Raw genomic sequence first — 15,967 nt, forward strand, 5'->3', positions numbered from 1 at the left:
TCGAAAATGTTAGGTGAAGTATACCGATTTATCCATGAAGTCATAGTGGCTTGTGCTTAGTGAATATGCACTTAAGCATACATGCCTTGCCTAATCTGCAAATCTAGAGCAGTTAAACGCTCTGGCGTCCCCACATCAACCCACGAAGCTTGCATTTTTTCTGCTGAAACTCGACCATCCAACATCGCCTGTTTCAATAAAGGTGCCAAAGGACGTTTACCATTTTCCAAGCCTGCGAACATCTGCGGATGTAAGACAGCCACACCACTATAGGTTAAATCTTCGCCTTGCTGTGCTTGTTCAAAAGTATATGCACGGCCATTGACCAAGGTAAAGTCACCTTGTAAATGTTGCGGTGGGTTCTTCACAAAAACCAAGTGCGCCAAATCCTGAGCAAGCTCGACATCCAGTAATGAGGCAAAATCGAAGGTCGTCCAGACATCGCCATTGACTAGAATAAACGGCTCAGTCCCCAATAAAGGTAATGCATTAATAATGCCACCCGCTGTTTCTAAGCCTTCGTCTTCGCGTGTCCACAAAATATTGACGCCAAATTGTGAACCATTGCCTAATGCACCAATCAACACATCAGCTAACCATGCAGAATTGATCACAATTTCGGTTACGCCAATTTCTTTGAGTTTTTCAATGTGCCAAACGATCAATGGTTTGCCACCAACCTCAAGTAAAGGCTTAGGTTTATACAGCGTTAAGGGACGCATCCGATTCCCTAATCCCGCCGCTAGAATCATCGCTTTCATGCAGCAACAACCTCGTATTTGCCATATTTTTGTTCAAATTTCGGCATTACTTTAACCTGAATGAACTGCATAAATGGTTGTAATTCTGCATATGGCTTGCTTTCTTCGAATAAGTACCACATTACCCGCGGTAAATCTTTGAGATAACCCGATTTACCGTCCCGCTCAAACAAGCGCACAAAAATGCCTAAAATCTTGATATGTCGTTGAATTGCCATGAAGTCTGCATCTTGCTTAAACTGTTCAAAGTCACGCCCTTCTTTCGCAGAAGCAGGCAACAAGTCATAAAATACTTTAAACCAACCATAAACACGCTCAGGATCCCACTGCACGTATGCATCACGTGTGATAGAGATGAGGTCATACGTATCCGCCCCAATCACAGCATCCTGAAAATCAATCACGCCTTGCTCTTGCTCGTCTGCCAAAAGCATTAAATTACGACTATGAAAATCACGATGCACAATCACTTGAGGCTGAGCCAAAGCTGCATTGGCTAAAATCGCAAAAGTACGCTTAATCAGTGCAACCTCATCATCAGATGGCTGAATTTGCAAGCTCGGCAGTAACCAATCTGTTAACAGCGACATTTCCGTCATTAACTTTTCATAAGAATACGCGGGAAAATGTCCCTCACCATTAATTGACTGTAATTGAATCAACTGTTTAAAGCTTTGCTCATAATGTGCATCGACAGTGTTTTCATCTAACTGCGTTGATAACAACACATCGCCAAAATCTTCAAGCAACAACAGACCTTGCTCTAAATCTTTCGCCACAATATGGGGTACACGTACGCCATGTGCATCAAAAAATTCATCAATCGAAACAAAAGGTACACAATCTTCTTTCTCAGGAGGTGCATCCATCAACATAAATGTTTTATGATTCAAATTGATTCGTGCATAACGACGGAAGCTGGCATCACCTGCTAAAAAATTAATTTCAAATTGATCTGAACCAAGTACAGATGTAATCCATGTTTGTATCAATTGTTCACGTTGTGTATTCATTTGCGATAAATTCTAATACAGGCTGAGTTTTTAAAGTGCTAAGTGTAGCCACTTATCAACTTTTTCTCTATGATGCGACAATAATTAATTGCGATTAAGCATACTTGGTTAATGATACAAATGAAGCATCAGTTTAAATTCAATCCTTTAGCGACTGCTATTTTCAGCCTCTTATGCGGAAGCTCGATTACGGCATATGCAGATACATCTAATACTGTTTCATCCCTAACCAATGAACAACTGAAAGCAAGTATAAATGAAGCCTATGCAGGGCAGCATTTTTTTGAACAATACTATGTCGACAAATCCGCACCAGAAGCACAGCAACGTCAGGGTAAATCGCTGAGTGCAGCTTATTGTCAAGGTGCATGGATCACTCCAATTGCTTCAAATACAACAGCAGTCGATCCAAGCAAAGCCACCTCTGTTGTTACGGCTGATTATGGTCATTATGACCCAAATGGTGACTCTGTCCTTGAGGGTAATGTCCTGATTGACCAACAAGGTCGACAAATTCGTGCCGATAAAATTACCATTGATAAAACACAAACTTTTGCCAATGCGCAAGGACGTGTGCAAATGGCACAAGCGGGTCTTTTAGCGCAAAGCGATCAAATCAATTACAACTTAAAAACCCAACAAGGCGATTTAAACAATAGTTACTATATTGCTGAAGAACAACATGCACATGGTCATGCTGAAAAAATTGCACGTACCTCTGAAAATGTTGTCGTTTTAAGCAATGCCACTTACAGCACTTGCCCACCAGAACAAAAACCCACTTGGAAAATTCAAGCCAATACCATTGAATTGAATCAAGACACAGGACGTGGTGTTACCAAAGGCACCAAGCTATATGTGAAAGATGTCCCTGTTTTAGCTGTACCTTACTTTAACTTCCCAATTGATGATCGTCGAACCACGGGGATTTTAACTCCAAGTTTTGGCTACACCAATGATGGCGGTATCGAGTTTTCAGTTCCTGTTTATTTAAACCTTGCGCCAAATTATGATGCCACACTGACACCACGCTATATGAGCGACCGTGGTGCCATGATTGATGCAGAGTTTCGCTATTTAACAGAAAACTTTGGTGAAGGTAAAATTTGGGGTGGTTATTTACCTTCAGATGAGAACTATGAAAATCAAGATCGTAAAGATTTGCACGTTATCCACAAATGGCAAATCAACAACAGCTTTTCAACCAACCTTGAATACAACTATGCGTCGGATAAAGACTACTTTAGCGACCTAAGCAGTAATCCAAATACCAAAACCGACTTGAACTTACGCCGTGCTTGGGAGCTTAATTACAAAAACGGTATTCCTGGTCTAACTGCCCAGTTAAAAGTCGAAGATTTCCAAACTTTGGATAAAACAGTTTCTGATGAAGACCGTCCTTATGCGCGTTTACCTCAATTCTTACTCACCTACAAAGGTGGAAATCCACAAGGCTTCCAGTACGAATTTAACAACGATACAGCTTATTTTAAAAAGAATATTGACAACACCACATTAGCAACATCTGAACCAAGCGGTACGCGGTTCTACAACGATTTCGCTGTCCGCTATAATTATCGTAATCCATGGTCATTTGTCATTCCTGAAGTATCCGTTCGTAGTATCAATACCTTCTACGACCAAGACACCATTACTGCTCAGCAGAATCAGACCACAAGTATAAGTAATAGTGATCAAAACAAATCTGTCGTTGTACCGCAATTTAGCCTAGATACAGGCTTAACATTCGAAAAAGATGGTAAATACTTACAAACCATTACCCCGCGTGCCTTCTATGCTTACTCGCCTTATGAAAATCAAGCGGATTATCCAAACTTCGATACCATTAGCGCTTCAATCAATTATGATCAATTATTTAGCTCAAGACGTTTCTATGGCCATGACCGCTTAGAAGACAACAATTTCTTATCATTGGGTTTAAGTTATAGCTTATTTGATGATATTGGCTTAGAACGCTTAAAAGCGAGTGTAGGTCAAAGTTTCTATTTTGATGATCGTCGCGTGACTTTAGATGGTACAACGGATGAATTAAACACAGAATCACATACGGGCCCTATCGTTAGTCTGTCCAGCCAACTCTCGCAGCATTATCGTGTAAGCGCCAATTCAGCTTGGATGGCAAATGGAGATAATGCACAACGCGATGTGCAAATTTATTACATGGGTGATCAAGGGAATATTTATAGTGCGGGTTATTTCTATCGCAAAGAAATCGCCAACCGCCAAGATAAATATGACCAGTTTGTTGCATCATTTATACAACCCATTCACAACAACTGGCGTATTATGGGCCACGCTCAATATGACATGGACAACAATGTTGCGCGTGAATACTTACTCGGTGTGAATTATGAATCGTGCTGTTGGGGGCTCTCTCTCTACGGGCGTTCTTACTACAACGACTTGGATGATGTAAGTGATTCTAGTGTTAAACCAAAACGTGCTTTTATGGCTGAAATTAACCTGAAAGGTTTAGCTGGTTTCAACAACAAACTAGCATCCATGCTTGAAAATCGAATTTTAGGTTACGATCGTATTAATTAATTTGGACACGATGTTAATGAAGACAAAACAGTTAAAACAATTCTTTAAGGCAACTGCGCTAGCAATTGCCCTTTCTTCATCAATGCCGACATTTGCCCAGACTTCGGATGAAGTTGTGGCAGTTGTCGACAACAGTGTCATTTTACGCAGTGATTTACAACAAAGCGTTGCTGAAACCAAAAGTCAATTAGAAGCCCAAAAGCGTCCTGTTCCGCCAGAGCAGTATCTTGAGCAACAAGCCCTTGAGCAACTTATTCTACGTCAAACTCAGTTAGAACAAGTAAAACGCTACAACATTAAAGCCGACGAAAAGAGCTTAAATGAAGCCGTACTCAAAGTAGCGAACCAGTCTGGAAGTAACTCATTAGAAGCATTTCAGCAAAAATTAGACAAAATGGCACCAAACACTTACGAATCACTCCGCAAACGCATTGCGGAAGATTTAGCCATTACTCGTTTACGCCAACAGATTGTGATGTCGCGCATTAAAATTAGCGACCAAGATGTAGCAAATTTCCTTAAGACTCCACAAGGACAAGCCGCTCTTGGTAGTCAAGTTCATGTCATTCACGCACGCATAGCGGGTGACAGCAATGTTGAAGCTGTTGCTAAACAAGTACGTACTGCTTTAGACAGCAGCAATGACATAGCAGCGATTAGCAAGCAATACAGCACCAAAGACATCAAAGTTGAAGGTGCGGACATGGGCTTCAGAAATCTTTCTGAGATTCCCACAGAACTCGCAGCACGCGTTACACCATTACAAGTTGGTCAAACCAGTGAGCTGATTACAGCTCGTGATGGTATTCATATTATTAAGCTGTTAGAACGAAAAGGCTCTGAACAAAAAGCCATTATTCCTCAATACCACACTCGACACATTCTGATTCAACCTTCAGAAGTTGTCAGCCCTGAAAGTGCTAAACAAATGATTGATAGCATTTACAACCGACTTAAAGCGGGTGAGGATTTTGCAGTGCTGGCTGCCACATTCTCAAATGATTCTGGCTCTGCACGCGATGGTGGTAGCTTAGGTTGGGTAAGCCCAGGCACGATGGTTCCTCAATTTGAAGAGCAAATGAAGAACACTCCTGTAGGTCAAATTAGTCAACCCTTCCAAACTCAGTTTGGCTGGCATATTCTTCAAGTGACTGAGACACGTCAGCAAGATATGACACAGGAATATCAAGAACGCATGGCTCGACAAATTTTAGGTGAGCGTCAATTCGATACCGAATTAGACAGTTGGTTACGTGAAATCCGTAATAATGCTTTTGTCGAAATTAAAGACCCAACTTTAGACCGTAAAAATAATAAAACATCTTAAGTGATAACTGAAAAAGCCAGTCAAGTGACTGGCTTTTCTTTGCCATAGAGTGATGTAATTCATTTACCATTTATAAATATTTAATGGGTCTTTACTCTTGTTATTAATCTAGTGTAAATATTATCCCTATACCCACTCTGCGTAATTTGTAAAATACCTATAATTTCTATTAAAAAAAAGCCTCTCACGTGAGAGGCTTTTTTAATGCATATCAATTAACGATTGTTGTCGTCTTCTTGAGAGTCATCAAATTTAGTTTCGCTATCAAAGCCACCTTGACCACCGAAGCCGCCACCTTGACCACCGAAGCCACCTTGACCACCGAAGCCGCCGCCTTGACCACCGAAGCCACCTTGACCACCGAAGCCGCCACCTTGACCACCGAAGCCACCTTGACCACCGAAGCCGCCACCTTGACCACCGCCAAAGCCGCCGCCTTGACCGCCACCAAAGCCACCGCCTTGACCGCCACCAAAGCCACCACCTTGTGCACCACCAAAGCCTGCACCTTGTGCACCACCAGCAGGAGCACCAGCAGGACGTGGGTTACGCGCAGGAACAACCGTAGAAATAGCGTGTTTGTAAACCATTTGGCTTACAGTATTTTTTAACAGAACAACATATTGGTCAAAAGATTCAATATGACCTTGTAACTTAATACCGTTTACAAGGAAGATAGATACAGGAATACGTTCTTTACGGAGAGAATTCAAGAACGGATCTTGCAAAGTTTGACCTTTAGACATGTTATACAACTCCAAAAAAAATATTAAAAATCAGCGCAAAAAACTATCTTTATTTTTCAATTAAAAATTATAAAAAAGACAGTATGTAAATTTTGCTTTATCCGTAACAGTTTCGCAAGTCTTCTTGAGCCTGCTTTATTGTTAAATATGTTTTAAATTTATGCGACTGTTGCAAAGATCTTAACCAAGTATATTGACGTTTCGCAAGTTGTCGTGTTGCAAAAAGGGCTTTATCCTCCATTTCTTTCTTATTTTCGAGACTTTTGTCGCTTTTTAATAAAAAATCTAAGGCTTGCCTATAACCGACTGATCTCATTGAAGACAAATCATCAAATAGATCGTATTTTTCAATTAGTGATTCAACCTCATTTAAAAAACCGATTTCCCACATAATTTCCAAGCGTTTTTCAATTCGCTTATGTAATTCTAACCGATCTGGCAACAAAGCATAATTATGAAAAGTGTAACGATATGGTACATTTTTAGGTTGTTCTGCTTGTAATTTGGTAATCGGCTGCCCTGTAATACGAAATACTTCGAGTGCACGAATAATACGCTGCTTGTCACTGACTTTGAATTTCTCACCCGCAAGTGGATCCACTTCACATAAAGAAGCGTAAACTGACTCCCAACCTTCTCGATCACCCTGTGCTTCAATTTCAGCACGGATTGCATAATCCGCACTTGGCAGATTACTCGATAAGCCTTCTAGCAAAGCTTTGAAATACAACATCGTACCTCCGACCAAAATCGGAGTTTTGCCTTTAGCATGTATCTCATCAACCAGCCTAGTTGCATCTTCTACAAATTGCGCAGCAGAATACACTTCTAGTGGACTAATAATATCAATCAAATGATGTGGATACTGTGCTTGCTCAGCTTTACTTGGCTTCGCTGTCCCAATATCCATATCTCGATAAACCAATGCCGAGTCAACAGAAATCAATTCAAAATTGCCCTGTTCATATAACTCACATGCTAAAGCCGTTTTACCGCTGGCTGTAGGTCCCATCAAATTGATGACAGGCAATTGATTCGACATTTAGGTTTACTCTCCTCGAGCAAAAAGTTTATCTAGCTGAGCCAATGGGAATGCACGCCAAGTCGGTCGCCCATGGTTACATTGACTCGCAAATTCGGTCTGCTCCATTTGACGAAGCAAGGCATTCATTTCAGAAAGACTCAACAATCGATGTGCACGCACAGCACCATGGCACGCCATACCCGCCAAGATTTGATCACGTTTCTGCAATAGCCCACGCACCTCGTCTGTTGGATCCAAATCATTGAGTAATTCGGGAATCAAAGCCGAAAAATCAGCTTTATGTAAAATAGCAGGGACACCACGAACAATGACTTGTTCATCACCATATTGATCAATTTCCAAACCCAATCGCGCTAAAGGTTCTTTTAAATCTTCTACTCGAAGGGCTTGCATCCGATTTACATTAACTATTTTCGGAATCAATAGCTGCTGAGAGATCCAAAACTCTGGATTTTCCCAAGCAGATTTCATTTGTTGTAATAAAATCCGCTCATGTGCAGCGTGCATATCAACAATAATCAGACCTTCGGTGTTTTGCGCCAAAATATAAATGCCGTGTAACTGCGCAATCGCAATACCCAAAGGATGCTCATCTACCCGAGGAGCCATATCATCCACCACAACATCATCAGTGGACTGACCAACTGCTCGTAATGGCGCGAGATAACTCTGCAAAGCAGCAGTATTTACCGGTGATGCAGGATTGACTCGATACGCTTTAGTGTCTTGCGCTACATACTGCACAGCTTGTGGCTGTGGAGATTCAAAGTCTGTTAATACTGCGACAGACTCAGGCATTGGTGTTGATTCTGCTGCACGATGCAACTGAAACTGCTCTTGATAACGGGGTTGGTGTATATTTGTTGGGCTTGCTGGCTCAACTTTCAATGCTTGCGCTAAATCTGCACTCGCAGTTTGAAATTGAGACAGCGTATCTTTTGCAAAATGACGTACAAACTCATGAACTTCGCGTTGATTTAAAAAACGAATTTCATGCTTGGTTGGATGTACATTGACATCGATATTTTCAGGATCAACCTCTAAAAATAACAAATAAGCAGAGTGTTGGTGTCCATGTAAAATACCATCATAAGCCATGCGTAAAGCATGGGAGATCGTTTTATCTTTGACAATGCGTCCATTGACATAGACATACTGCAAATCTGCCTGTGCTCTTGCATCAGAAGGGTGTCCCAACCAACCACTGAGACGCATATTAATGCTGTCTGCATCAATCCAATACGCATTTTCTGTGAATTGACGCCCCAGTAATTGTTGCACCCTTTGAAAGCGTAATGCACCACTATCAGCAACAGGTAAATTCAAACGAATGTTATTGTTATGTTCTAGCACAAAACGTATATCAAAATGAGTAAGGGCTAAACGACGCACAATTTCTTCGATATGGCCGAATTCCGTGCCTGGTTTTTTTAAGAATTTTCGGCGTGCAGGAACATTAAAAAATAAATCCTGTACTCGAATCTGTGTGCCACGCGATGCTGCTACAGCTTGAATTTCTTGGTGTTGAAATGCAGTGCCATTCACTTCAACCTGATAACCAACACCATCGTCTACTTGGCTACTGGTCAAGGTTAAACGCGAAACCGCTGCTATCGATGCTAATGCTTCACCACGGAAACCCAAACTCACAATCGCATGTAAATCTTCTGCGGTTTGAATCTTACTGGTCGCATGACGCATCACTGCCAAAGATAAATCATCAGGATGAATACCACGACCATTGTCGATAATTTCAATCAGCGTACTGCCGCCTTGTTCAACCCGAATAATCAGTTCTGTTGCGCCTGCATCAATTGAGTTTTCCAACAGCTCTTTGACTACAGAAGCTGGGCGTTCAATTACTTCACCCGCAGCAATCTGGTTGGCAAGTGCAGGATCTAAGGTATGAATGCGGCGTACAGAAACTTCATCACGCATGTTGAAATGCCTGCTCAAGTGCTTTATAGAGCATTTCATCTTGAAAGTTTAATGTGGCATGACGGGATAACTCGTCTTCAGACTTTAAAATTTCAATAGTGAAATCGGCAGCCGGAATTTCTTCACCACCTTTACTTGGCCATTCAAATAAGAATAAAGCGTTAGGTGTATCCAAATAATCGCGAATACCCATTAACTCAAGTTCATAAGGATCATTGAGGCGATACAAATCAAAATGAAATACTTGCTTATTCTGAATGCTATATGGTTCCACCAAAGTATACGTTGGACTTTTTACTGAACCTTCATGCCCAAGTTGTTGTAACAAATAACGGGTAAATGTCGTTTTCCCTGCACCTAAATCGCCAATTAAATAAATTACACCCTCAGTAAAATGTTGTGCAACCACACGCGCAAGTTGCTGGGTATCTGCTTCAGAGTTTAGGGGCAAATGAAATGAATACGACATATGACTCACAGCATGATTCAAAAGTGGAATTATGATAGCATCGCCACGCTCTTAATACCTATGCCATGCATACGAAATGTGCATTTTTAATACAGTGCATGGTATACCCTAACCTGTTGTGATTGATGACTTATGACTGCGCATGACTTTGTTCCTCCCATGATTCGTGGTGTAACTGCAAGCAAACTGTTCTTACCTGCTTTACAACCTGCGCCACAGCGTTTGTATGATTATCTCTGCCAACAGTTTGCACATATTTCAGCACAAGAGTGGCAACAACGTTTTCAAGACCAACTAATTTATGCAGCCGACGGTACGATTCTAAGCCTAGATAGCCAATATCTTGCCAATCAACATATTTATTACTATCGTTTTTTAGCACATGAAATTCATGTTCCGTTTCAACATGATATTTTGCATGAAACTGATGATTTATATATCATCGATAAACCACATTTTCTAACCATGAGCCCTACAGGTCAGTATGTGCAGGAAACCTTATTGGTTCGCTTAAAAAACCAAACAGGCAATGCGGATTTAACCCCGATTCATCGTTTAGACCGTGAAACTGCTGGACTGGTTTTATTTTCCAAACGACCAGAAACGCGTGGTATTTACCAACAAATGTTTGCTAATCGCAAGGTTAAAAAGACTTATCATGCGATTGCAGCTTATCATTCCACCCTTGAATTCCCACGTACCGTTTGTTTAAGAATGGACAAAGGGCATCCCTTTTACACCATGCAAATTGTAGAAGGCGAACCAAACAGTGAAACTCAGATTGATATTTTGGAACACAATTCTCAATGGGCCAAATATCTGCTAAAACCCGAAACAGGAAAACAGCATCAGTTACGAGTTCACCTGAATCATTTAGGCATTGCCATTCAAAATGACCCTTTTTACCCAACCGTTCAGCATAAATCTGATGATGATTTCTCCAACCCATTACAGTTGTTAGCCAAACAAATTCAATTTATAGATCCTGTCACAGGAGAATCTATGGACTTTTCATCTAATTTTGAACTGACACTGTAGTTTGTTTGTCATTACAAAAAAGTGAAGTTTTCAATTCAAAAATATTGAAATTACAATAAAATTGATTAAAATGAAGGCTAAAAGTTCAATCTTCAAATTTATAAAAATCATGAGAAAAACCGAAGTTTATCAAATTCGTCTCGATTCACAGGAAAAGAAACAGGCTTTTGCTGTCTTTAAACAATTGGGGATTACGCCAGCTCAAGCTGTGCGGCTCTTTTTCAAACAAGTTGTACTGACAAAGTCCATCCCCTTTTCTATTGAAAATCAGAATATCAATTTAGAGCAATTGATTAAATTAAGACGGCTTAAACAAGAGCAGAAAACCACTACTGTTACACATGAAAGTGATGACACAATAAACAGCGTTCAACCTAGCGATGAATTTCTTATGGATGATGACCATCTAGACTTATTTGAAGAACTTAACGCGATCTTGGGTGAAAGTGATAAAAATTAACCATGTTGCATTTTTATACATTATTTCAATTTTTTCATTTAAAAACTTAGGTATGCTTCATGCAAGGACAATAAAAAATGCATGGAGCAATCAATGATTGTAAAAAAAGCCACATTAGATGACCTCAATCAACTTGCAGTTTTATTTGATGAATACCGTCAATTTTATGGTGCTTCTTCTAATTTAAATCTTTCCCAACAATTTTTAAAACAACGTTTCGAAAACCAAGAAAGTGTCATTTTTATTCATGTCAAAGATCATGTATTTACAGGTTTTATTTTGCTCTATTTAGGTTTTTCTTCTGTCGCCTGTTCAACCTACTATATTTTGGACGATGTCTATGTAACTCCCCAATTTCGTCGTCAAGGCTCAGCCAAACAACTGATTGATACTGCAATTATGTTTGCACGACATGAAAATGCGCTTCGTATTAGCTTAGAAACGCAAAAAAACAATCGTGAATCTCATCGACTATATGAAGCTATGGGCTTTATTGCTGACAACGAGTTTAGAACCTACCACTGCTTTTTTAAATAGTTTCTCGGGTACGGGCTAACGCTATCTGCTCAGGTGTCAAATAGATCCATTCGCCTTCTTTTAGCTCAGGGCAATGCAATGCACCGATTTGTACGCGATGTAATTGTTCAACTTTATTCCCAACCGCAGCCAGCATTCTTTTTACTTGATGATAAACACCTTGATGAATCGTCATTTGCAACTCACACGCTGCCAATTGCTGTACATCTGTAGCCGCAAAAGTACCTTGTTCATTGCGTAATTCAACACCCTGTTCAAGTTGCTCAATCTGTTCAGCGGAAATAGGATCGGCAGTTTGCATACGATAAACTTTGCCCACATGCTTTTTGGGATGGGTTAATGCTTGAAGAAATTGACCGTCATCCGTAAGCAGCAATAAGCCAGTCGTATCCTGATCTAAACGCCCAACGCATTGTAATCCTCGATTCAACAGCACATCATCAAACAAGTCGAATACACTAAAATGATGCGTCGCTTGATGAGAACATTCATAGCCCGCGGGTTTATTTAGGGCAATATAAACGTTTTCTCGATATTGATAGTGCTTTCCATACACCTCGAAAACTAAGTTATCCAAATTTAACTTCTGCTTAGGGTTTTGCATAATGTCTTGATCAATGCAAACAGCCCCAGATTTAATCAATTGTTGGCAATGCTTACGCGAACCAAAACCTTGAGATTGCAACATTTTTTCCAAATACATAATGTAAGACCTTACAATAGACTGCCGCATTTTAAACAATTTTCGACTTTTCCGCTGATTTTCTCGATGTGATAGGCAAAAAATCGCTACAATAGTTGCATTTTCACACATTCTCCCTGCATCTTATGCCTAATTTAGATCTAAATTTGCTTGTACTACTGGTTTTATTGGCTTGTGGTATTTTCAGTCATAACAATGCGGTCACCATTGCTGCTGCTGTACTGATTGTCTTCAAAATCACCCCCCTAAGTGAGTTTTTCCCGCTATTACAGCAACATGGTTTAAATATTGGTATTGTCATTTTAACCATCGGCGTTTTAACCCCAATTGCCAGCGGCAAAATTCCCGGCGAAGCTATTCTTAAATCCTTTTTAAGCTGGAAGTCATTACTTGCGATTGCGATTGGTCTTTTTGTCGCCTGGTTAGGTGGCCGCGGTGTAAAACTAATGACTCATCAACCAAATGTGGTCGCAGGATTGCTCATTGGAACCGTTGCTGGGGTTGCCGTATTACGCGGGGTGCCCGTTGGCCCTTTAATTGCCGCAGGCGTACTGTCATTATTTATAGGACAATCTTAGTCCAATTCAATTTTGTGTGATGATGCAATCTATAAATTGCACCATCACAGCAAACTGCATCAATTTGATTAAGACAAATAATATTGATGACGCTTCTGTGAAAATTTATCCAATTGCTTCAAGAAGCCTTCAAAATAAGTTTTCTCTTTTTCATCCGTTCGATACCCTGCATATAAAGTACGGCGTAGACCTTTTGCAGACACACAATCCAAACGGCGTGACGTTACCCAACCTTTTTGCTCATATTCATTTACAACCCAATCAGGCAATGCAGCAATGCCGCGCCCACTTGCGACCAATTGAATCAGCATCTGAGTTAAATCCGTGGTACGAATCTGTTTAGGTAGAATGTTCGCTGGAATGAACAGCTTTGACATAATATCTAAGCGATGTTTATCGACTGGATAAGTAATTAGGGTTTCTTCAGCCAAATCCTGTACTGTAATCTTTTCGGCACGCACCAAAGGGTGTGTATTGGATAATACTAAACGCGATTCGTATTCAAAGATTGGAAAATAATCCACGCCTTTCAAAGCAATTGGATCTGCAGTAATAAGCAAATCAAACTCGCCATTTTGCAACAATTCATGCGGATTGGCTTCGAAACCAGAAGCAAAATCTAAATCGACATCTGGATATTGTTGGCGATATTGATTTAAAAGAGGCATTAACCAATCAAAACAGCTATGACATTCTGAGGAAAAAATAATACGTCCTGTCTGACCATGTACAATTCGCGTAATGTCGGTTTGCGCAATTTGAATTTGTGGTAAAACATCATCGGCAAGCTTCAGCAAACGTTGTCCAACATTGGAAAATGATACTGGGCGACTACGGCGATTGACCACTTCTACCCCGTACCAATGATCTAACTCTTTTAACTGATGCGAAATAGCAGAAGGCGTCAAACATAAATCATTGGCTGCTGCAACCAAAGAGCCATGTTCACGAAGTGCAAGTAATGTTTTTAGATGTCGAATTTCAAGCATGTTTATTATCAGTCCGCAAAGATCAAAAGCTAAAATATCAGCGCAATAGTTTAAATCGGCTTAAATGCCGCAAACTGAGCGAGCAACAGAATAAGAGATTATTGATGTGATTTAATGTAAAATCACAAAATGAATTTGACTCATTCTAACATAAGATTAATTAATATATTTCACCTTAAATACAATTTCAGTATTTGTTTATCTAAAGAAATTTATAATATTTTCCTAAATCCATATTAAAAAAATCCATCTTCTGCTTTGTGATATTTATTTCTTAATAAAACACTTAATATTTCGACTAATTTGCATAGAGTATTTTATTTCAATATCTCATTATATACATGATTATATTAGGTAATTAAAAATATTAAACTTACACACACCTAAATTTAATCTATTCATCAACTGCATGAATTCCGAGTAAACGACTTAACATTATTCACTCATTTCACCTATAATTAGCTCTTTCTCCCCCTCCCAATATTCCGATTAAAAATGATATCTCCGAGTTTAAATACGGCGACTGATCCTACGCCATCCTATCGCCTATTTTGGGTCATTCTGGCACTCGCCTTAGGTGGCTTTTGTATTGGTACAACAGAATTTGTCGCGATGGGGCTTATTCAAGAAATTTCACATAATTTGAATGTAAGTATTCCTGTAGCAGGTCATTTTATTAGTGCCTACGCCTTAGGCGTTACTATCGGTGCTCCAATTATTGCAATCTTAGCGGCCAAAGTACCAAGAAAAACCCTACTGATTGGACTTATGCTCTTTTATGGTATTGCCAATGCTATCACAGCATTTGCCAATCATTATGAGAGCATGTTGCTGTCACGTTTTATTGCAGGGTTGCCTCACGGTGCTTATTTCGGTATTGCAGCCTTGGTTGTGGCTGACTTCGCAGGCAAACAAAAACGTGCTTCTGCGGTTGCCAAACTCATGATGGGTTTAAATGTAGCAACGGTTATTGGTGTGCCTTTTGCAACATGGTTGGGACAACATTATGGTTGGCGGTCTGGGTTTGAATTTTCGGCTTCAATTGCATTTTTTACCGTCATTGCGATTTGTTTTTTCCTGCCAAAAATTCAACTCGACCATACAGCTAGTATTCAAAATGAACTTCGCGGGCTTAAAAATACGCAAATGTGGCTAACTTTAGCTGTCGGCGCTATTGGTTTTGGCGGTCTTTTCTCGGTGTATAGTTACGTTTCACCCATTTTGACTGAATATACACACGCCAATATTGAAATCGTACCGTTTGCACTTGCAAGTATTGGTTTGGGTTTGGTACTTGGTGGTTTAGTTGCAGGGCATTTCGCCGATAGAAACTTGAATAAAGCAATTATTTGGGTCCTCCTTTCAAATGCAGGCTCTTATATTATTTGTGCACTCGCCATTGGAAATCTCTATACCGCGTTTGCTGCATTATTCTTAGTCAGCTTTAGTATTGCAGGTTTAGGACCATTGCTACAAACCCGTCTCATGGATGTTGCGGGGAATGCTCAAAGTTTGGCAGCTTCTCTCAATCATTCAGCATTTAACATCGCCAATGCTTTTGGTGCTTTCCTAGGTGGTTGGTTAATTAGCCAAAACTTGGGTTGGCTCGCACCCATTTGGGTTGGCACACTACTCAGTTTTGGTGGTTTAATCATTTTATTTTTTGCTTTTCAGCATGAGAAAAATAATCTAGTCGTTTCAGCATGTCATGAATCTATCTAACACAATGCCTAGACGTGGGCATATGTGAAATAAGCAATGAAAGTGCTTTCTGCTTTCATTGCTTTACCCATCGCTT

General features: G+C 40.1%; 15 protein-coding genes. 7 read left to right on the forward strand and 8 right to left on the reverse strand.

All coding sequences use genetic code 11. The features are described from left to right. Positions 1-71: 71 nt before the first annotated feature. Positions 72-761: an N-acetylmuramate alpha-1-phosphate uridylyltransferase MurU gene (murU, locus tag M5E07_RS09730; protein ID WP_252218840.1), complete on the reverse strand. Its 690-nt coding sequence runs from the start codon at positions 759-761 to the stop codon at positions 72-74. Continuing rightward, entirely contained in the window at positions 758-1,774 is a 1,017-nt protein-coding gene (locus tag M5E07_RS09735; RefSeq protein WP_252218842.1) for an aminoglycoside phosphotransferase family protein, read from the reverse strand. The genes murU and M5E07_RS09735 overlap by 4 nt, the downstream gene beginning before the upstream one ends. A 120-nt stretch (positions 1,775-1,894) precedes the next feature. Between M5E07_RS09735 and M5E07_RS09740 the strand changes: the two genes are divergently transcribed. Then, positions 1,895-4,339, forward strand: a complete 2,445-nt coding sequence (locus M5E07_RS09740) for an LPS-assembly protein LptD (protein ID WP_252218844.1) — start codon at positions 1,895-1,897, stop codon at positions 4,337-4,339. Positions 4,340-4,355: 16 nt separating this feature from the next. Next, positions 4,356-5,666, forward strand: a complete 1,311-nt coding sequence (locus tag M5E07_RS09745) for a peptidylprolyl isomerase (protein WP_116758946.1) — start codon at positions 4,356-4,358, stop codon at positions 5,664-5,666. 215 nt (positions 5,667-5,881) lie between these two features. Here the strand turns inward: M5E07_RS09745 and hfq are convergent, their stop codons facing one another. From hfq to tsaE, 4 genes are all read right to left on the reverse strand, one after another. Then, entirely contained in the window at positions 5,882-6,412 is a 531-nt protein-coding gene (gene hfq, locus M5E07_RS09750) for an RNA chaperone Hfq (RefSeq protein WP_252218846.1), read from the reverse strand. A gap of 97 nt (positions 6,413-6,509) precedes the next feature. Then, positions 6,510-7,454 carry a tRNA (adenosine(37)-N6)-dimethylallyltransferase MiaA gene (gene miaA / locus M5E07_RS09755; protein WP_252218848.1) on the reverse strand — a complete coding sequence of 315 codons (945 nt, stop codon included), beginning with the start codon at positions 7,452-7,454 and terminating at the stop codon, positions 6,510-6,512. A 6-nt stretch (positions 7,455-7,460) separates the two neighbouring features. Further along, positions 7,461-9,395 carry a DNA mismatch repair endonuclease MutL gene (gene mutL / locus M5E07_RS09760; RefSeq protein WP_252218850.1) on the reverse strand — a complete coding sequence of 645 codons (1,935 nt, stop codon included), beginning with the start codon at positions 9,393-9,395 and terminating at the stop codon, positions 7,461-7,463. After that, positions 9,388-9,864, reverse strand: coding sequence for a tRNA (adenosine(37)-N6)-threonylcarbamoyltransferase complex ATPase subunit type 1 TsaE (gene tsaE, locus M5E07_RS09765; protein ID WP_252218852.1), 477 nt, complete (start codon positions 9,862-9,864; stop codon positions 9,388-9,390). Before tsaE ends, mutL begins: the two co-directional genes overlap by 8 nt. A gap of 132 nt (positions 9,865-9,996) precedes the next feature. Here tsaE and M5E07_RS09770 point away from each other — a divergent pair, with 132 nt between their 5' ends. The 3 genes from M5E07_RS09770 to M5E07_RS09780 all read left to right on the forward strand — a co-directional run bounded on the left by M5E07_RS09770 (position 9,997) and on the right by M5E07_RS09780 (position 11,899). Continuing rightward, on the forward strand, positions 9,997-10,902 hold the full coding sequence (locus M5E07_RS09770) for a pseudouridine synthase (protein ID WP_252218855.1): 906 nt from the start codon (positions 9,997-9,999) through the stop codon (positions 10,900-10,902). Positions 10,903-11,011: 109 nt separating this feature from the next. After that, positions 11,012-11,362 carry a type II toxin-antitoxin system RelB/DinJ family antitoxin gene (locus M5E07_RS09775; RefSeq protein ID WP_116759012.1) on the forward strand — a complete coding sequence of 117 codons (351 nt, stop codon included), beginning with the start codon at positions 11,012-11,014 and terminating at the stop codon, positions 11,360-11,362. A 93-nt stretch (positions 11,363-11,455) separates the two neighbouring features. Then, positions 11,456-11,899, forward strand: a complete 444-nt coding sequence (locus M5E07_RS09780; protein WP_252218857.1) for a GNAT family N-acetyltransferase — start codon at positions 11,456-11,458, stop codon at positions 11,897-11,899. Here the strand turns inward: M5E07_RS09780 and M5E07_RS09785 are convergent. Next, the gene (locus M5E07_RS09785; protein ID WP_252218859.1) at positions 11,892-12,602 is read right to left on the reverse strand and encodes a pseudouridine synthase; all 711 of its coding nucleotides are present in this window, start codon (positions 12,600-12,602) and stop codon (positions 11,892-11,894) included. The two genes, M5E07_RS09780 and M5E07_RS09785, sit on opposite strands and share 8 nt — an antisense overlap. A 125-nt stretch (positions 12,603-12,727) precedes the next feature. Between M5E07_RS09785 and M5E07_RS09790 the strand changes: the two genes are divergently transcribed. Continuing rightward, positions 12,728-13,180, forward strand: coding sequence for a DUF441 domain-containing protein (locus tag M5E07_RS09790; RefSeq protein ID WP_116758938.1), 453 nt, complete (start codon positions 12,728-12,730; stop codon positions 13,178-13,180). A gap of 68 nt (positions 13,181-13,248) precedes the next feature. On the opposite strand, the gene M5E07_RS09795 is transcribed toward M5E07_RS09790, so the two are convergent. Beyond that, positions 13,249-14,169: a LysR family transcriptional regulator gene (locus M5E07_RS09795; RefSeq protein ID WP_116758937.1), complete on the reverse strand. Its 921-nt coding sequence runs from the start codon at positions 14,167-14,169 to the stop codon at positions 13,249-13,251. Positions 14,170-14,664: 495 nt separating this feature from the next. Between M5E07_RS09795 and M5E07_RS09800 the strand changes: the two genes are divergently transcribed. Then, positions 14,665-15,891, forward strand: a complete 1,227-nt coding sequence (locus M5E07_RS09800) for an MFS transporter (protein ID WP_252218861.1) — start codon at positions 14,665-14,667, stop codon at positions 15,889-15,891. The last annotated feature ends 76 nt before the right edge of the window (positions 15,892-15,967 follow it).

This window comes from Acinetobacter tibetensis, from assembly GCF_023824315.1.
Classification (GTDB): domain Bacteria; phylum Pseudomonadota; class Gammaproteobacteria; order Pseudomonadales; family Moraxellaceae; genus Acinetobacter; species Acinetobacter tibetensis.